This is a genomic window from Delftia sp. (assembly GCF_059499305.1).
In genome coordinates this window covers 90499-106022 of record NZ_JCABYI010000002.1, presented here as the reverse complement: position 1 = coordinate 106022, position 15524 = coordinate 90499, and the positions used below count along the sequence as shown (strand labels likewise).

Below are 15524 nucleotides of genomic sequence, written 5' to 3'. Positions count from 1 at the left end.
CGCAACGCAGCAATCCAATTTTTCACAATGCAAAAAGAAGATTCCATGCAGTGAAAAATTGCCACAGCATGGCAAGCATTCGCGACACAGGTATGTCACGGGTGCCTGCCGTGCTCGCAGGTACCATCGCGCGTTCAGGCAGCGCCACCGCCGCCCCAAACTCCACAAGCCGTGAACACCTCCCATCGCAGATCTGCCTATGCCTGCCTGGCGCTGAGCATGTCCCTGGTCGGCAGCTATGTCGCCCTATCCAAGCCCTTGGCCGCCATTTTTCCGGTGCTGTTGCTGGCCTGGCTGCGCTTTGGCATAGGAGCCATCGCCATGCTGCGATGGCTGCGCAAGCCGGCTGACGAGGCTCCCTTGCCGCGCCGCACACAAGGACTGCTGTTCCTGGAGTCGCTGTTCGGCAACTTCCTCTTCACCATCTGCATGGTTACCGGCGTCAGCCTGACCAGCGCCGTCACGGCAGGCGTGACCATGGCCGCCATTCCGGCCGCCGTGGCCTTGATGAGCTGGCTGTTCCTGCGCGAGCGCGTGGCCGCGCGCACCTGGCTGGCCATTGCACTGGCTGTGACCGGCATAGGCTTGTATGCACTGTCGCGCCCCGACGCGGGCACCGCGGCAGCCTCTTCGACCTCGTCGCAGGCATGGCTGGGGCAGATGCTGCTCGTCGGCGCCGTGCTTTGCGAGGCGTTTTACGCCGTGATCGGCAAGCGCCTGACCACATCCCTGGGGCCCAAACGCATCACATCCATCGTCAACCTCTGGGGATTTGCGCTGTCAACTCCCTTCGGGCTGTATCTGGCCTGGCACTTCGACTTCGGCAGCGTGCAATGGAGCATCTGGGGACTGCTGCTGTTCTACGCCCTGGCTGCCTGCGTGTGGACCGTATGGCTGTGGATGACGGGCCTGCGCAGCGTGCCAGCCTCGCAGGCGGGCACTTTCACGGTTTTGCTGCCGATCAGCGCCGCCTTGGTCGGCATGTGCGTGCTGGGCGAACGGGTCACATCCATGCAGGCACTGGCCTTCGCGATCGCCCTGCTGGGCATTTTTGTGGCTACCTGGCCCGCCCGAAAACTCTCTTCGGAACCTTCTTCCACAAGCGAGGCCCGCCTCCTCTGAGAGCGCTGACTCCGACGGCCCTCCAGCCATGGCGGCCCCCGAAAGGGAGCAGGAATGCAAAAACTCTTCAAAAAACAGCGCCACAGCAACAAATCGAGGCAAAAATTTGACGGGTGAGCTTGGAAGACCGTTTTTTTCCCATTAGCATCAGCCTGCCAGTGGATAGCGACGGTTTTTCGCTGGTAAAGAATCCACTCCATACTAGGAACAAGCAACATGGCAACTGCAAAGAAGGCAACGGCTGCTCCGGCAGCTCCCGCAAAGAAGCGCACTCCCAACGCCGCCTTCATGAAACCCCTCACCCCCAGCCCCGCTCTGGCTGCCGTGGTGGGTTCCACCCCCCTGCCCCGCACCGAGATCATCAGCAAGCTGTGGGTCTACATCAAGGCCAACAAGCTGCAAGACGCTGCCAACAAGCGCATGATCAACGCTGATGCCAAGCTCAAGGAAGTGTTCGGCAAGCCCCAAGTCTCGATGTTCGAGATGGCTGGCCTGATCGGCAAGCACGTCAAGTAATCCCCGGGCCTGCCCCACGGATGAAAGCCGGCCCATGGGCCGGCTTTTCTTTTTTCCGGATGTCTGCCACCGGCAATGCGCCATCGCCCCCCTCCAATGCCATGAGCCAAGTGCCCGCACTGCAAGCCGTTCCCGACGGCATCATCAATCTGGCCGACCACGAGATCCAGGCGCGGCAGCGGTTGGACGACAACGCCTGGGCCTACTTCTCGGGCGGCGCGGCCGATGAGCACAGCCTTGCCGCCAACCGCAGCGCCTGGGATGCGCTCACGTTGTGGCCACGCGTACTCAGGCCTCTTGCAGGGGGAAACACACGGCTGCAACTGCTGGGGCGAGAGCTGGCCTGCCCCCTGCTGGTCGCCCCCATGGCCTTCCAGCAAATGGCGCATGCCGACGCAGAGCTTGCAACAGCCTATGCGGCTGCGGCGCTGGGCGCGGGCATGGTGCTCAGCACCCAGGCCAGCCTGCCGCTGGAGACTGTGGCGAAGGCCGCACAGCTCACGCCGACCCGCGGGCCGCTATGGTTCCAGCTGTACCTGCAGCACGACCGGGGCTTTACCAGGCAATTGATCGAACGGGCCGAGGCGGCAGGCTACGAAGCACTGGTGCTGACGGTGGACGCCCCCGCCAGCGGCGTAAGGGACCGTGAACGCCGCGCGCGCTTTAGCCTTCCCGCCGGCATTTCTGCCGTCAATCTGCAGGGCCTGGCTCCATCTCCGGCCGTCCGGCTCGCACCGGACCAGAGCGCACTGTTCGACGGCCTGCTGCAGCATGCGCCCACCTGGGATGACGTTGCCTGGCTGCAGCAGCAGACACGCCTGCCAGTGCTGCTCAAGGGGGTGCTGCATCCGGCTGACGCGCTGCAGGCGGCGAGATCGGGCGTGGCAGGCATCATTGTTTCCAACCACGGGGGACGCACGCTGGATACCGTTCCCGCAACGGCCACCGCACTGGCGCGCGTCACCAAGGCCTTGCGCAACTCGGGCCATGCGCTCCCTGTGCTCGCCGACGGCGGCATACGGCGAGGCACCGATGTGCTCAAGGCCATCGCTCTCGGTGCAACGGCTGTGCTGATAGGCCGCCCGATAATCTGGGGTCTGGCCAATGCAGGTGCCGCTGGCGTGGCCCACGTACTGAGGCTGCTGCGCGACGAACTGGAGGTCGCCATGGCCCTGACAGGCTGTGCAACCCTCGCGCAGGCCACTGTGGAGCTACTGGATACCGAGTAAAGCGCAAGGCCATACAGCCCTACAGACAACCAAGAATTGCAAATGCGATGAATTCTCATTTATAATTTTTCATCTCATCAATAGCCAGCCATTACTGCCTGTAGCCATGATCGTCTGTGTATGTCGCCGGGTTTCCGACCGTGAGATCGCACGCCACGCTCACGCTGGCATGAGCTTTGACGAAATCCAATTCGAATTGGGTATCGCCATGCAGTGCGGCCGGTGCGAGAGTTGTGCCCGGGATGTGGTGGCGCAATGCTGCGCAACCCAGCCCGTGGCGGCCATACACAACGAGATCACGGCCCAGACCGTCCAGCTTGCCAACAATATCCTGGAGAGCAAAGCATGGTCCTCCTCTCAGCACTTGTCGGCAGCCTGATCCTCGTCGTTACATGCACCTGGTGGATCCTGCGCAGCTGATACTCCGTCTTCCGAGCGACAGCACCCGGCACCTATCCGCTGTCAGCTCCTTCTGTCTCTATGTCCCAGTCTGATCGTTTTGGCCCCCCCGGGGGCCTTGGCCGTAACGTGGCCATCGCGGGTTCGGTCGTGGTCTTGCATGCAGCAACCCTCTGGGCGATGCAGCATGGCCTGCTCCAGCGCGCCCCCGAAGAGGTCATCGTGCCAGCCCAGGTGATCGCGGAATTCATTTCGCCACCCGCGCCCGAGCCCGAGGCCCCCAAGCCACCTCCGCCGCCACCGCCCCCCCCCAAGCCACAGCCGGTCGTGAAGAAGGCGCCGCCTCTGCCCAAGGCCATTGCCGATCCCAAGCCGGCACCTGCGGCGCCGCGAGGCACGCTGGAAGACGAGCCCAAGCCCGTGGTGGAGGCGCCGCCGGCCCCCCCGGCACCGCCCGCCCCACCTGCCCCGCCCGCGCCTCCTGCCCCTCCGGCACCGCCCAAGATCGAGCTGCCATCCAACAATGCCGCCTACCTGAACAACCCGGCGCCCAACTACCCTGCCATCAGCCGGCGCATGGGCGAGCAGGGAACCGTGATGCTGCGCATCTTCGTGGATGCGCAAGGCCTGCCTCAGAAGATCGAGGTCAGCAAATCCAGCGGCTACGACCGTCTGGACCAGCAGGCCGTGGACGGCGTCAAGAACTGGAAGTTCGTCCCCGGCAAGAGCAACGGCACGCCAACCCCCATGTGGGTTACGGTCCCGGTCAAATTCACCCTCAATTGATTCTCAGGAGTATCCATGGATTCCCAATTCGGCATTGCCCACGTCTGGACGCAGGGAGACTTCGTCACCCGTGCCGTCGCCGTCATCCTGCTGGCCATGTCGGTGGCCTCTTGGCTGGTGATGATCATCAAGGCCCTGGACATCGTGAAGTTCAAGAAGTACGCCCGCAACGCCCAGGACTTCTGGCACAGCCCCGACCTGGCCAGCGGCCTGGAAAAGCTCGGCAATGACCGGTCCAACCCCTTCCGCTACCTGGTGCTCGAAGGCCGCGAAGCCACTGCCCACCACCGCAAGACCAGCGCCCACCTGCACGACACGCTTGACATCAGCGACTGGGTGACCCGCTGCATGCGCAACGGCATCAGCGAGTTCACGGCCCGCCTGCAATCGGGCCTGGCCATTCTGGCCTCCGTGGGCTCTACAGCTCCCTTCATCGGCCTGTTCGGCACCGTCTGGGGCATCTACCACGCACTGGTCGCCATCGGCCTGTCGGGCCAGTCCTCCATCGACAAGGTGGCAGGCCCCATCGGCGAGGCGCTGATCATGACGGCCCTGGGTCTGGCCGTGGCCATTCCGGCCGTGCTCGGCTACAACGCCGTGGTGCGCGGCAACAAGTCCATCCTCAACGCACTCAACAGCTTTGCCCACGACATGCACGCCTACTTCGTGACCGGCGCCCGTGTGTCCATCGACGGCAAGGAAGCCGGCAATGTGCTGCCGCTGAAGAAAGGCGCGTAAGCCATGGCATTCGGAACAATGGATGATGACGGCGAAGAGGTGATGAACGAGATCAACATGACGCCGCTGGTCGACGTCATGCTGGTGCTTCTGATCATCTTCATCATCACCGTGCCGGTGATGAAGCATTCGGTGAACGTGGACCTGCCCCGCGCCACCAACCAGCCCGAAGACGTCAAGCCCGCCACCGTGCGCCTGGCCGTGTCCGCTGATGGCCAGTACCACTGGAATGGCGTGGCCGTGAGCGATACGCAGTTCGAGGAAAACCTCAAGGCCGAGGCAGCCAAGGAGCCGCAACCCGACCTGCACATCCAGGGCGACAAGGAAGTGCGCTACGAGCGTGTTGCCCAGGCCATGGCCGCCGCCCAGCGTGCTGGCGTGCGCAAGATCGGCTTTGTGACGGACCCCGTCAAGTAGGCCGCGAGAGCGGCATTCGTTGCCTGGCGCTCAGCGACAACGGCCCTTCGGGGCCGTTTTCCATTGCGGCCCGCTCTTGGAACAAGCTCGCGAGGTGATCAGGCGTTCGGTCGTTCGGGGGGCAGAAACCACAATGAGAGTAAGTCTCACTTGATTTTCAATTGAGAATTGTTATCATTCACAAAACTTTCCAATTTTTGAGGAATTCCCTGCATGTCTGCCACTTCCGCCGCCACCTCGCATCTGTCCGGCAACTCCACAGCCCAGGCCTTTGCAGCGCTGCAGGCCGCAGCATCCGCAGCCCTCAGCGGGGCCGCCAGCGGACTCGACAGCACCTTGCTGCTCAATGGGCAAAAGGCTGTGACCATCGTGCACAACGGCACACCCTATCGTCTGCAGGCCACCAAGCTGGGCAAGCTCATCCTGACCAAATAACCAAGATTGCAGCCGTCGGCGGGTCATGTTCGGGTCCGCTGACCGCTTCTTTGTTTCATCGTGGGGCGACCTTGGGGCTTCCAGTCCCAAAGGTCGATTAGCCAGCCAACAGAATCTTCGGATTTTGCGTAGCCAAGCATTTTTTCCCTGCGCTGCAATGTGGATCGCTTCAAAGAAAAAGCCCCTGTACCTCAGTACAGGGGCTTTTTCTTTGCCTCATGAATCGGCCCGAAAGGCAGATTCATGCAGGGTGCATCAGGGGCTTTTACAGACCCAGAGCCGCAATGCCGGCGCTGGCCACCTGGGCATCCTCATTGGCCTTGACGCCGCTGACGCCCACGGCACCCAGGCACTGGCCGTCCTTCATGATGGCCACGCCGCCTTCGAGCAGGCCGTCCACCGTGGGGGCGCTCAGGAAGGCCGTACGGCCGTTGTTGATCATGTCTTCATAGCCCTTGGTGTCGCGGCGGCCCAGGGCAGCCGAACGGGCCTTGGACGGAGCGATATGGGCCGAGACTGCGGCGGCGCCATCGAGGCGCTGCAGCCACAGCAGGTGACCGCCGTCATCGACGATGGCAATGGTCACGGCCCACTTGTTCTTCAGCGCCTCGGCCTCTGCGGCGGCGGCAATGGCCTTCACGTCGGCCAGTTCGAGTTCATGCTTGGTCTTCATAAGATTGCAGTTATCCATTCCATCACAAATGTCCTATAAGCATAGCAATCGTATGAGGACTGACAATGCATGCGCAGAACAAAACATTCGAAACCAAACCATGGCAGAGGCTCGGGGTATTGCAAGCGGCGCGCGAGCCGCCACCTAGAATGGGCAAGTCGCAACAACACTCCTTCGGAGGACTGGCCACATGAATGATCAAGTCACCACACTGGGCTCTGCGGGCTACGGTGTCTCGCAGCAAGAGCGCAATCGCGTATTGCGCAACACCTACTGGCTGCTGGCCCTGAGTCTTCTCCCCACCGTGCTGGGCGCTTGGCTGGGCGTGGCCACGGGCATCACGCGCTCGCTGAGCGGCGGTCTGGGGCTCATCGTCTTCCTGGGCGGCGCCTTCGGCTTCATGTTCGCCATCGAGAAGACAAAGCACTCGGCAGCCGGCATTCCCGTGCTTCTGGGCTTTACCTTCTTCATGGGCCTGATGCTGTCGCGCATGATCGGCATGATCCTGGGCTTCAAGAACGGCTCCGAGCTGATCATGACCGCCTTTGCAGGCACGGCCGGCGTGTTCCTGGTCATGGCCTCGCTGGCCACGGTGATCAAGCGCGACCTGTCGGGCATGGGCAAGTTCCTGTTCGTGGGCGTGCTGGTGCTGTTCGTGGGCTCCATCATCAACGTCTTCATCGGCTCCACGGCCGGCATGATGGCGATCTCGGTGGCGGCCATCGGCATCTTCAGCGCCTACATGCTCTATGACCTCAAGCAGATCATGGACGGCGGCGAGACCAACTACATCAGCGCCACGCTGGCCCTGTACCTGGACCTGTTCAACGTGTTCCAGAGCCTGCTGGCCCTGCTGGGCATCATGGGCGGCGAACGCGACTGATGCCGCACGCGCCAAGGCTGCGCCTTGCGTGCTGCAACACCAAAGGCCTCCTTCGGGAGGCCTTTTGCATGTCCGGGATCATCATTCGTGCAAGGCGGGCTCAACTTTTTCCGGGTCGTGCCGATAATCTCGTCAAGATGACCATGCCTAATCTTCCCCGCACCTTCGCCATCCTGCTGCTGCCCACGCTGCTTGCCGGCTGCAAGCTGGATGATATTCCGGGCCTGGGGCCGGACCCCCGCGCCGTCGCCAAGGAGGCCGAGGCCAAGGCCATTGGCGGGGCCTGCCGCCATGCCCTGCGCGGGCTGGAGGACTGCTACACGCTCAACCCCAAATCGCCCAAGGCCCTGGTGTTCGCAGGCTGGAAGGATATGGACGAATACATGCGCGCCAACAAGATCGAGGGCACGCCTTCGGTCCTGGGCCAGAGTGACCGCCGCCGCAGCGACAAGGAAGATGTGCCTGCCGAGCCTTCGGCAGGACGCAATCGCAGCTGATCCGGCAGGCATCCGGATCCGGCCGCAAAAAAGCCGTGGCGCCCTCAGGCGGCCACGGCTTTTTCATGCAGGGCCTGAGGGGCCGCCGTCAGTCCACGCGACGCTCGAACACCGCCATGCTCTCCACATGGGCCGTGTGCGGGAACATGTTGACCACGCCGGCCGAAACACAGCGATAGCCGGCCAGGTGCACCAGCAGACCGGCATCGCGCGCCAGCGTGGCGGGATTGCAGCTGACATAGACGATGCGCTCTGGAAAGCGCCAGTCCTCATGCCCTGCCGGCAGGGGCTCGGCGCCTTCGGCGCCGATGCGCGCCTGGTGGATGTCGGCCAGGGCCTTGGACAGCGCAAACGCTCCTTCGCGCGGCGGATCGACCAGCCACTTGCCGGCGACGCCGTCGGCGAACAGCATCTCGGGCGTCATCTCGAACAGGTTGCGCGCCACAAAGCGCGTGGGCGCGAGCTTGTCGCCCTCCGCCCGCTGCGCGTTGTTGGCCGCGTAGTTTTCATGGGAGCGCTTGACCAGGGTGTCGCTGCCCTCGATGCCCAGCACCTCGCGCGCCTGCGTGGCCAGGGGCAGGGTGAAGTTGCCCAGACCGCAGAACCAGTCGATCACGCGCTCATCCTTCTTGACATCCAGCAAGCGCAGCGCGCGCGTGACCAGCACGCGGTTGATGTGCGGATTGACCTGGGTGAAGTCCGTGGGCTTGAACGGCATGGTGATGCCGAAATCAGGCAGGCCGTAATCGAGCTGGGCGCCTCCCTGCTCCATAAGGTGCACGGTGTCCGGGCCCTTGGGTTGAAGCCACCACTGCACGTTGTGCTCGGCCGCGAAAGCGCGGAGCCGGGCCTGATCGTCCTCGGACAGCGGCTCCAGGTGGCGCAGCACCAGGGCCGTGACGGAGTCGCCGCAGGCGACCTCGATCTGCGGGCAGGTTTCGCGCGCATCCATGGAGGCGATCAGCGCGCGCATGGGCAGCAGCATGGCATCCACATGGGGTGGCAGGACCTTGCAGGTCTCCATGTCGGCGATGTAGCGGCTCTTGCGCTCGTGAAAGCCCACCAGCACCTTGCCCTTCTTGGCCACGTAGCGCACCGACAGGCGCGAGCGGAAGCGGTAGCCCCAGGACGGACCTTCGATGGGGCGCAGCAGCGTCTCGGGCCTGACCTTGGCCAGATGCCAGAGGTTGTCCTCCAGCACGCGCTGCTTGATGGCCACCTGGGCAGCGACGTGCAGATGCTGCATCTTGCAGCCGCCGCAGGCGCCGGCATGCAAGCCGAAGTTGGGGCAGCCGGGGCGCACGCGCTGGGAGGATTCGCGGTGGATGGCCGTCAGGCTGGCGGCTTCCCAGTTGTTTTTCTTGCGATGGGTATTGGCGCTGACCAGCTCGGTCGGCAGTGCGCCGTCGATGAATACCACCTTGCCATCGCTCTTGCGGGCCACGCCCTGGGCGTCCATATCCATGGACAGCACCTGCAGCCAGCCTTCGGGCAGTGCAGGGGCGTCGGCGTCGGCTTCGGGCAGGTTGTCGGGGATCTTGTTGTCGCGGGGTTCACTCATGGGGCCAGATTGTCTCAGGCTCTCCGATTGCCCTGGTGGCGGCCCCCCAAAAAAGCCCCCAACTCGCTTTTGCCTCTCAGGACCGCGGAGTGCTGCTGCGGCCCAGGTCCCGCTGCCGCTCCTGGCGCGCCCGGGCCAGTTGCTCGCGTTCGGCCAGCAGGTTGATTTCGGTGATGCAGTTGAACTCGTCCAGCGTGAACACCATGGTGGCGCCGCGCTCGATCTTGTCCACGGTCTGGTGCAGCGGCAAGGTCAGGTCCACCGGCGGGCGGTTGGAGCGGTAGATCAGCTCCTGCTCGGGCGTGTAGACGGAATAGCAGGCGGCAGACGCAGCCTGCGCCAGCGCGCAGGCGGCCAGCACGGTGATGGCACGCAGGTTTTGCACAGCAGTCATGGTGTTCCCCTCAAAACGGCGGCCCGCCTGTGTATGTACTGGGTGGCAGGCCAGGCTGCCCAGCATTATGGAGCAGCACATGCCGCGCCCCGCCAGGTGCCGCCTCCGCGCTGCAGCCGGTTTTGATTTTTCAGTTTTCTCAAATTTCTCTCTTGACAGAAATTTCAGGCATGCAGACACTGAGGCCATGCAACTGAGTCCCATCGCACACCGTTTCATCCACCATTGGGGCGACATGGGCAGCTCCTGGGGAGTGAACCGCACGGTCGCCCAGATCCACGCCCTGCTGTTTTTCCATGGCCGCCCGCTCAATGCGGAAGAGATTGCCGGCACGCTGGGCGCCGCTCGCTCCAATGTGAGCAACAGCCTCAAGGAACTGCAGGACTGGGAGCTGATCCGCACCAGCCGCAGGCCCGGCGACCGCCGCGACTACTTCGAGACCTCGTCCGATGTCTGGGAGCTGCTGCGCACCATCGTGCGAGAGCGCAAGCAGCGCGAATTCGACCCGACCTCCGAGATGCTGCGCGAACTGATCGCCGAGCCCGGTTTCGATGCCGAATCCCCCGACACCCAGGACCGCGTGCACGAGACGCTGCGCCTCATGGAGTCGCTGGGCATCTGGACCGACGAGATGCTGCGGCTGTCGCCCTCCACGCTGGACAAGCTGCTGCGCCTGGGCGCCAGCGTGCAGCGCTTCGTGCGCTCAGAGGCCGCTGACACCCGTGTCAAGCGCGGACGCTGAGCCTGAAATTTCCGTCACAAGAGAAACTGGAGGTCACCATGCGCATTCTGGTCTGCGGCGGCAACGGCTTCATCGGCCGCCATATCGTCAACCTGCTGGCACTGGCCGGCCACGACCCCGTGGCGCGCAGCCGCCATTCACTGCCTGCGCTCGACTACGCCAAGGCCACCACGCCCGACGCCTGGCTGCCGCACCTGGCGGGCGTGGATGCCGTGGTCAATGCCGTGGGCGTGCTGCGCGACAGCGCCTCCCGGCCCATCGATGCCATGCATGCCAAGGCCCCCATCGCCCTGTTCGATGCCTGCGCGGCAGCCGGCGTGCGGCGCGTGGTGCAGATCTCTGCCCTGGGCATAGAAGGCAGTGCCACGCGCTACGCCACCACCAAGCGCGCCGCTGACGAGCATCTGCTGGCACTCACGGCAGCCGGACATCTGCAAGGCTGCGTGGTCCGCCCCAGCGTGGTGTTCGGCGCTGGCGGCGCCAGCAGCGAGATGTTCCTGTCCATGGCGCGCCTGCCGGCGCTGCTGCTGCCGCGCCCCGTGCTGCAGGCCCGCGTGCAGCCCGTGGCCGTGCGCGACCTGGCCGAGGCCGTGGCCGGCCTGGTGACGCGCCCCGAGCCCGTGGGCATGATCGAGATCGGTGGCCCCCTGCCCTTGCCGCTGGCCGCACTGATTGCCAGCCTGCGCGCGCAAATGGGCCGCGCCCCCGCCCGCGTGGGCACGCTGCCCGGCTGGCTCACCCGCGCCAGCGCACGCGCTGGCGACTGGGTCAGCGCCTCGCCCTGGTGCAGCGAGACACTGGCCATGCTGGCCAGCGACAACGTCACTGATCCGGCGGGATTGCAAACCCTGCTGGGCCGGCCCGGCATTGCACCAGCCCAGCTGCTGGCCACGCTGCGCCATGGGTGAGCACCGCCTGCGCCAGGTTCCCCCTTCACAGCGCACCATGCACTTGAGCCTGATCGCCGTCTGGCTGGGCACGGCCCTGGTCAGTGCCATCGAGCACCGGGGCCTGAGCGTGCAGGTGCTGGCCGACGCCGGCATCCACGATGCGCGCTGGCAGACGTTCCTGATCTGGAGCGGCCTGCTCGCCGACCTGGCCGTGGGCCTGGCGCTGTGGCTGCGGCCGGGCCGGGAGAGCTATCTGGCGGCCTTGCTGCTGATGGCTGCCATGACCGTGCTGGCCACGGCGCTGCAGCCCACGCTGTGGCTGCACCCGCTGGGGCCGCTGCTCAAGAACCTGCCGATCGCAGCCATGCTGCTGCACCTGATGCAGGCACCTGTCACGTCCAAGGAGTCCGCATGAATCTCTACCTGTTGCTCAAGACGCTGCATATCGCGTCCAGCGTGCTGCTGGTCGGCACCGGCCTGGGCTCGGCCTTCTACATGTTCTTCGCCAACCGCAGCGGCAGCGTCGCTGCCCAGGCCGTGGTCAGCCGCCTGGTGGTGCGTGCGGACTGGTGGTTTACCACGCCCTGCGTGGTCATACAGCCTGTGAGCGGCATTGCCCTGGCCCATATGGCGGGCTGGCCGTTGACCACGCCGTGGCTGGCACTGTCGCTGGGCCTGTACCTGCTGGCCGGCGTCTGCTGGCTGCCCGTGGTCTGGCTGCAGGTGCGCATGGCCGCCATGGCGCGCGGCGCGCACGCAGCGCAGGCCGCCCTGCCCGCGCTGTATGCCGTCTACGCCCGGCGCTGGGAGGCGCTGGGCTACCCGGCCTTCATCGCCATGGCCGTGACCTACTACCTCATGGTCAACAAGCCGATGCTCTGGGGCGGTTGAGCATCGGCAGTGCCTTCAGTGCCTGGCCTCAGAGCTTGGCAATGGACACTTCGGTGGATTTGACCAGGGCCACCACGTCGGAGCCCACGACCAGGCCCAGCTCGTCCACCGAGCGCGTGGTGATCACCGAAGTGACCACGCCCCAGGGCGTCTGCACATCGACTTCGGAGACGACATCGCCACGGATGATTTCGCGCACCTGGCCCTTGAACTGGTTGCGCACGTTGATGGCTTGAATGGACATGTTTTTCTCCTGGGGATCAAAAGGAATCAAAGGAAGGTTGGGGAAAACGAAAAGTCAGACCGCCCAGCGCAGGCCATGGGCCGGCACGCCGGGCCAGGCCGTGGTGTCGGTCAGGGGGTTGGAGTCGGGCTCGGCGGCGGGCTTTTGCAGCACGCGGTCGAGAATGCGTTGCTCGATGGCCGCCAGCGCCACGCTGCCGTGCACGCGCGGCCGTGGCAGGGCAATGCGTTCGTCCAGCGCGATACGGCCGTCCTCGATCAGCACCACGCGGTCGGCCAGGGCCACGGCCTCCTGCACGTCATGCGTGACCAGCAGGGCCGTGAAGCCGTGGCTCTGCCACAGGCCTTCGATCAGGCGGTGCATCTCTATGCGGGTGAGCGCATCGAGCGCGCCCAGCGGCTCGTCCAGCAGCAGCAGTTGCGGGCGGTGCACCAGGGCGCGCGCCAGGGCCACGCGCTGGCGCTGGCCGCCAGACAGGCGCGCCGGCCATTCGCCCTCGCGGTCGGCCAGGCCGACCTGGGCCAGCACTTCGCGGCCACGTTCCTGGGCCGAGGCGGGCAGGCCCAGCGTCACATTGGCCAGCACGCGCCGCCAGGGCAGCAGGCGCGCATCCTGGAACATGATGCGCGTGCCGCCCTGCGCGCCCTGCACGGCGCGGGCGGGCTCGCCGTCCAGCAGCAGGGTGCCGGCCGTGGCCTGTTCCAGGCCTGCGACCAGGCGCAGCAAGGTGCTCTTGCCGCAGCCGCTGCGGCCCACGATGGCGACGAATTCGCCAGGCTCCACCTGCAGTTGCACTTCGTGCAGCACCTCGCGCTGGCCGTAGCGCTTGGTCAACCCGCCGGCCTGCAGGCGCACGCCAGGGCGCGGTGCGGATTGGGGGGATGCGGACTGCGGCGCATCGTCGTTCTGGGCCAGGCGGTCGCTGACGTCCAGGCCATCGGCGTCGAACGAGGCCTCCCAGGCCATCGCCGGCGCGGTGGTGTTCAGCTCCACGGCCTGTGCCAGCGTGGTCTTCATGCGGTTCCATCGGCTCATGTCGTGCTCCTTGTGTCACTTGGGCTGGTAGCCCGGATGCCAGCGCAGCCACCAGTGCTCCAGCGCACGCGCAAACCAGTCGGCCAGCTTGCCCAGCAGGGCGTATAGCAGGATGCCGACCAGCACCACGTCGGTCTGCAGGAACTCGCGGGCGTTCATGGTCAGGTAGCCGATGCCCGACTGCGCCGAGATGGTCTCGGCCACGATGAGGATCACCCACATCAGGCCCAGCGAAAAACGCAGGCCCACCAGGATGGAGGACAGCGCGCCCGGCAGGATGACCTCGCGGTACAGCTGCCAGCGCGTGAGGCCGTAGCTGCGCCCCATCTCGATCAGCGCCGGATCCACATTGCGTATGCCATGGAAGGTATTCAGGTAGATGGGAAAGAACACCGACACGCTGATCAGGAACAGCTTGGCGCTCTCGTCGATGCCGAACCACAGGATGACCAGCGGAATCAGCGCCAGCGCGGGAATGTTGCGCACCATCTGGATGGTGGAGTCCAGCAGCGTCTCCGCCCAGCGCAGCGAGCCCGTGAGCAGGCCCAGCACCAGACCCAGGCCGCCGCCGATGGCCAGGCCACCCAGCGCGCGGCCCGCGCTCACCTGCACATGCTTGAGCAGCTCTCCCGACTCGGCCAGCGTCTGCGCGGCGCGCAGCACATCCAGCGGAGCGGGCAGCACCCGCGTGGACAGCCAGCCGAAGGCCGAGGCGGCCTGCCAGACGGCGATCAGCGCCAGCGGCACCAGCCAGGGCACCAGGCGGCGGCCCACGCCGGCCGCAAAGCGCAGCAGCGTCGACCAGGAATCGCCGGCCGGGGGGGCCGAGGAGGCCGGCAGCGCAGTAACGGTACGTGCATCGGACATGCGTGACTCCCTCAGCTTTGCGACGCGCGCGGCGAGTACAGGTTGGCAACGGTCTCGCCCAGCGGCCCGCCCACGCCGCCAGCCAGCCTGTCGCGCACGGACAGCGGCAGCAGCGGGAAGACCAGCTCGGCAAAGCGGTAGGCCTCTTCCAGGTGCGGATAGCCGGACAGCACGAAGGTGTCTATGCCCAGGTCCGCGTACTCCTTGATGCGGTCGGCCACGGTCTGCGCATCGCCCACCAGGGCCGTGCCCGCGCCGCCGCGCACCAGGCCCACGCCGGCCCAGAGGTTGGGGCTGATCTCCAGCTCGGCCCGCGTGCGGCGGCTGCCGCCGGCATGCAGGGCGGCCATGCGGCGCTGGCCTTCCGAGTCCATGCGCGCGAAGGCGGCCTGGGCCTGAACCACGGTCTCGTCCTTGAGGCGGCTGATCAGGCGATCGGCATCGGCCCAGGCCTCGTCCTCGGTCTCGCGCACGATGACGTGCAGGCGGATGCCGAACTTCACGCTGCGGCCATGGCGCGCCGCCTTCTCGCGCACATCGGCAATCTTCTTGGCCACCTCGGCCGGGGGCTCGCCCCAGGTCAGGTAGGCATCGACCTGCTCGGCGGCCAGGTCGTGCGCGGCCTCGGACGAACCGCCGAAGTACACGGGCGGATACGGCTTTTGCAGCGGCGGGAACAACAGCTTGGCGCCCTTGACCGAGAGGTGTTGACCTTCGTAGTCGAGCGTGCCGCCCTCATGGCTGCGCTCAAGGATCTCGCGCCAGATGCGGATGAACTCGGCCGATTGCTCGTAGCGCTGCGCATGGTCGAGGAAGACGCCGTCGCCCTCCAGCTCGGCGCGGTCGCCGCCCGTGACCAGGTTGATCAGCAGCCGCCCGCCCGACAGGCGGTCGAACGAGGCCGCCATGCGCGCCGCCAGGCTGGGCTGGTGCAGGCCGGGCCGCACGGCGACCAGGAACTTCAGGCGCCTGGTGACCGGAATCAGGCTGGAGGCGACGACCCAGGGGTCCTCGCAGGAGCGGCCCGTGGGAATCAGCACGCCCTCGTAGCCCAGGCTGTCGGCCGCGATGGCGACCTGCTTGACATAGTCGTGGCTGAGCGGGCGGGCGCCCTCGGCCGTGCCGAGGTAGCGGCTGTCGCCGTGGGTGGGAATGAACCAGAAAACCTGCATGCGCTGCTCCAGTCAGGGGACGGAATCGAGGAA

Annotated in this window: 21 protein-coding genes; 14 read left to right on the top strand and 7 right to left on the bottom strand. The window is 65.6% G+C overall.

Features of this window, described 5'->3' with window-relative positions:
• The first annotated feature begins 171 nt into the window (after positions 1 to 171).
• From AC5I49_RS01450 to AC5I49_RS01415, 8 genes are all read left to right on the top strand, one after another.
• Positions 172 to 1122, top strand: a complete 951-nt coding sequence (locus tag AC5I49_RS01450; RefSeq protein ID WP_026062532.1) for a DMT family transporter — start codon at positions 172 to 174, stop codon at positions 1120 to 1122.
• Between the two features lie 216 nt (positions 1123 to 1338).
• The gene (locus AC5I49_RS01445) at positions 1339 to 1638 is read left to right on the top strand and encodes an SWIB/MDM2 domain-containing protein (protein WP_012206418.1); all 300 of its coding nucleotides are present in this window, start codon (positions 1339 to 1341) and stop codon (positions 1636 to 1638) included.
• A 101-nt stretch (positions 1639 to 1739) separates the two neighbouring features.
• The gene (locus AC5I49_RS01440) at positions 1740 to 2867 is read left to right on the top strand and encodes an alpha-hydroxy acid oxidase (protein WP_495788727.1); all 1128 of its coding nucleotides are present in this window, start codon (positions 1740 to 1742) and stop codon (positions 2865 to 2867) included.
• A 106-nt stretch (positions 2868 to 2973) separates the two neighbouring features.
• Positions 2974 to 3246 (top strand): (2Fe-2S)-binding protein, encoded by a 273-nt coding sequence (locus AC5I49_RS01435; RefSeq protein ID WP_495788726.1) that lies wholly within the window; start codon positions 2974 to 2976, stop codon positions 3244 to 3246.
• Between the two features lie 101 nt (positions 3247 to 3347).
• Positions 3348 to 4052: an energy transducer TonB gene (locus AC5I49_RS01430; protein WP_016448322.1), complete on the top strand. Its 705-nt coding sequence runs from the start codon at positions 3348 to 3350 to the stop codon at positions 4050 to 4052.
• Between the two features lie 15 nt (positions 4053 to 4067).
• Positions 4068 to 4790, top strand: a complete 723-nt coding sequence (locus AC5I49_RS01425) for a MotA/TolQ/ExbB proton channel family protein (RefSeq protein WP_016448323.1) — start codon at positions 4068 to 4070, stop codon at positions 4788 to 4790.
• 3 nt (positions 4791 to 4793) lie between these two features.
• Positions 4794 to 5207 carry an ExbD/TolR family protein gene (locus tag AC5I49_RS01420; RefSeq protein WP_016448324.1) on the top strand — a complete coding sequence of 138 codons (414 nt, stop codon included), beginning with the start codon at positions 4794 to 4796 and terminating at the stop codon, positions 5205 to 5207.
• A gap of 213 nt (positions 5208 to 5420) precedes the next feature.
• Entirely contained in the window at positions 5421 to 5642 is a 222-nt protein-coding gene (locus AC5I49_RS01415; protein ID WP_016448325.1) for a hemin uptake protein HemP, read from the top strand.
• Positions 5643 to 5907: 265 nt separating this feature from the next.
• On the opposite strand, the gene AC5I49_RS01410 is transcribed toward AC5I49_RS01415, so the two are convergent.
• A complete protein-coding gene (locus AC5I49_RS01410) occupies positions 5908 to 6315 on the bottom strand; it encodes a GlcG/HbpS family heme-binding protein (RefSeq protein WP_017405970.1) in 408 nt (135 codons plus the stop codon).
• A 190-nt stretch (positions 6316 to 6505) separates the two neighbouring features.
• Here AC5I49_RS01410 and AC5I49_RS01405 point away from each other — a divergent pair, with 190 nt between their 5' ends.
• Positions 6506 to 7198, top strand: coding sequence for a Bax inhibitor-1/YccA family protein (locus AC5I49_RS01405; RefSeq protein ID WP_012206426.1), 693 nt, complete (start codon positions 6506 to 6508; stop codon positions 7196 to 7198).
• A gap of 68 nt (positions 7199 to 7266) precedes the next feature.
• Positions 7267 to 7695 carry a hypothetical protein gene (locus AC5I49_RS01400; protein ID WP_016448327.1) on the top strand — a complete coding sequence of 143 codons (429 nt, stop codon included), beginning with the start codon at positions 7267 to 7269 and terminating at the stop codon, positions 7693 to 7695.
• 88 nt (positions 7696 to 7783) lie between these two features.
• Here the strand turns inward: AC5I49_RS01400 and rlmD are convergent, their stop codons facing one another.
• Positions 7784 to 9256, bottom strand: coding sequence for a 23S rRNA (uracil(1939)-C(5))-methyltransferase RlmD (gene rlmD / locus AC5I49_RS01395; RefSeq protein WP_046240686.1), 1473 nt, complete (start codon positions 9254 to 9256; stop codon positions 7784 to 7786).
• A 76-nt stretch (positions 9257 to 9332) separates the two neighbouring features.
• Positions 9333 to 9650 carry a hypothetical protein gene (locus AC5I49_RS01390; protein WP_013801667.1) on the bottom strand — a complete coding sequence of 106 codons (318 nt, stop codon included), beginning with the start codon at positions 9648 to 9650 and terminating at the stop codon, positions 9333 to 9335.
• Positions 9651 to 9837: 187 nt separating this feature from the next.
• On the opposite strand from AC5I49_RS01390, the gene AC5I49_RS01385 reads away from it, so the two are divergent.
• The 4 genes from AC5I49_RS01385 to AC5I49_RS01370 are packed head-to-tail and all read left to right on the top strand — an operon-like array spanning position 9838 to position 12173.
• Positions 9838 to 10392: a GbsR/MarR family transcriptional regulator gene (locus tag AC5I49_RS01385; protein WP_034364559.1), complete on the top strand. Its 555-nt coding sequence runs from the start codon at positions 9838 to 9840 to the stop codon at positions 10390 to 10392.
• Between the two features lie 38 nt (positions 10393 to 10430).
• The gene (locus AC5I49_RS01380) at positions 10431 to 11300 is read left to right on the top strand and encodes an NAD-dependent epimerase/dehydratase family protein (protein ID WP_070080296.1); all 870 of its coding nucleotides are present in this window, start codon (positions 10431 to 10433) and stop codon (positions 11298 to 11300) included.
• Positions 11293 to 11697: a DoxX-like family protein gene (locus AC5I49_RS01375; RefSeq protein ID WP_212646570.1), complete on the top strand. Its 405-nt coding sequence runs from the start codon at positions 11293 to 11295 to the stop codon at positions 11695 to 11697. The genes AC5I49_RS01380 and AC5I49_RS01375 overlap by 8 nt, the downstream gene beginning before the upstream one ends.
• Positions 11694 to 12173 carry a DUF2269 family protein gene (locus tag AC5I49_RS01370; RefSeq protein ID WP_043791520.1) on the top strand — a complete coding sequence of 160 codons (480 nt, stop codon included), beginning with the start codon at positions 11694 to 11696 and terminating at the stop codon, positions 12171 to 12173. The genes AC5I49_RS01375 and AC5I49_RS01370 overlap by 4 nt, the downstream gene beginning before the upstream one ends.
• Positions 12174 to 12201: 28 nt before the next feature.
• On the opposite strand, the gene AC5I49_RS01365 is transcribed toward AC5I49_RS01370, so the two are convergent.
• From AC5I49_RS01365 to ssuD, 4 genes are read right to left on the bottom strand one after another with little or no spacing between them, the layout of a single operon-like run.
• Positions 12202 to 12417: a TOBE domain-containing protein gene (locus tag AC5I49_RS01365; protein ID WP_012206434.1), complete on the bottom strand. Its 216-nt coding sequence runs from the start codon at positions 12415 to 12417 to the stop codon at positions 12202 to 12204.
• A 54-nt stretch (positions 12418 to 12471) separates the two neighbouring features.
• Positions 12472 to 13452: an ATP-binding cassette domain-containing protein gene (locus AC5I49_RS01360; RefSeq protein ID WP_126312041.1), complete on the bottom strand. Its 981-nt coding sequence runs from the start codon at positions 13450 to 13452 to the stop codon at positions 12472 to 12474.
• A 15-nt stretch (positions 13453 to 13467) separates the two neighbouring features.
• Complete coding sequence (ssuC, locus tag AC5I49_RS01355) at positions 13468 to 14319, bottom strand: aliphatic sulfonate ABC transporter permease SsuC (RefSeq protein WP_495788725.1); 852 nt, start codon at positions 14317 to 14319, stop codon at positions 13468 to 13470.
• A gap of 11 nt (positions 14320 to 14330) precedes the next feature.
• Complete coding sequence (gene ssuD, locus AC5I49_RS01350) at positions 14331 to 15491, bottom strand: FMNH2-dependent alkanesulfonate monooxygenase (RefSeq protein ID WP_133072954.1); 1161 nt, start codon at positions 15489 to 15491, stop codon at positions 14331 to 14333.
• Between the last annotated feature and the right edge of the window lie 33 nt (positions 15492 to 15524).

Bases quoted from the DNA above. Each gene is read 5' to 3' on its own strand.
- AC5I49_RS01425 (WP_016448323.1), top strand. From the start codon at position 4,068: ATGGATTCCCAATTCGGCATTGCCCACGTCTGGACGCAGGGAGACTTC.
- ssuD (WP_133072954.1), bottom strand. From the start codon at position 15,491: ATGCAGGTTTTCTGGTTCATTCCCACCCACGGCGACAGCCGCTACCTC.
- AC5I49_RS01410 (WP_017405970.1), bottom strand. From the start codon at position 6,315: ATGAAGACCAAGCATGAACTCGAACTGGCCGACGTGAAGGCCATTGCC.
- AC5I49_RS01365 (WP_012206434.1), bottom strand. From the start codon at position 12,417: ATGTCCATTCAAGCCATCAACGTGCGCAACCAGTTCAAGGGCCAGGTG.
- ssuC (WP_495788725.1), bottom strand. From the start codon at position 14,319: ATGTCCGATGCACGTACCGTTACTGCGCTGCCGGCCTCCTCGGCCCCC.
- AC5I49_RS01445 (WP_012206418.1), top strand. From the start codon at position 1,339: ATGGCAACTGCAAAGAAGGCAACGGCTGCTCCGGCAGCTCCCGCAAAG.
- AC5I49_RS01430 (WP_016448322.1), top strand. From the start codon at position 3,348: ATGTCCCAGTCTGATCGTTTTGGCCCCCCCGGGGGCCTTGGCCGTAAC.
- rlmD (WP_046240686.1), bottom strand. From the start codon at position 9,256: ATGAGTGAACCCCGCGACAACAAGATCCCCGACAACCTGCCCGAAGCC.
- AC5I49_RS01415 (WP_016448325.1), top strand. From the start codon at position 5,421: ATGTCTGCCACTTCCGCCGCCACCTCGCATCTGTCCGGCAACTCCACA.
- AC5I49_RS01385 (WP_034364559.1), top strand. From the start codon at position 9,838: ATGCAACTGAGTCCCATCGCACACCGTTTCATCCACCATTGGGGCGAC.
- AC5I49_RS01405 (WP_012206426.1), top strand. From the start codon at position 6,506: ATGAATGATCAAGTCACCACACTGGGCTCTGCGGGCTACGGTGTCTCG.
- AC5I49_RS01435 (WP_495788726.1), top strand. From the start codon at position 2,974: ATGATCGTCTGTGTATGTCGCCGGGTTTCCGACCGTGAGATCGCACGC.
- AC5I49_RS01380 (WP_070080296.1), top strand. From the start codon at position 10,431: ATGCGCATTCTGGTCTGCGGCGGCAACGGCTTCATCGGCCGCCATATC.
- AC5I49_RS01360 (WP_126312041.1), bottom strand. From the start codon at position 13,452: ATGAGCCGATGGAACCGCATGAAGACCACGCTGGCACAGGCCGTGGAG.
- AC5I49_RS01400 (WP_016448327.1), top strand. From the start codon at position 7,267: ATGTCCGGGATCATCATTCGTGCAAGGCGGGCTCAACTTTTTCCGGGT.
- AC5I49_RS01390 (WP_013801667.1), bottom strand. From the start codon at position 9,650: ATGACTGCTGTGCAAAACCTGCGTGCCATCACCGTGCTGGCCGCCTGC.
- AC5I49_RS01370 (WP_043791520.1), top strand. From the start codon at position 11,694: ATGAATCTCTACCTGTTGCTCAAGACGCTGCATATCGCGTCCAGCGTG.
- AC5I49_RS01375 (WP_212646570.1), top strand. From the start codon at position 11,293: ATGGGTGAGCACCGCCTGCGCCAGGTTCCCCCTTCACAGCGCACCATG.
- AC5I49_RS01440 (WP_495788727.1), top strand. From the start codon at position 1,740: ATGAGCCAAGTGCCCGCACTGCAAGCCGTTCCCGACGGCATCATCAAT.
- AC5I49_RS01420 (WP_016448324.1), top strand. From the start codon at position 4,794: ATGGCATTCGGAACAATGGATGATGACGGCGAAGAGGTGATGAACGAG.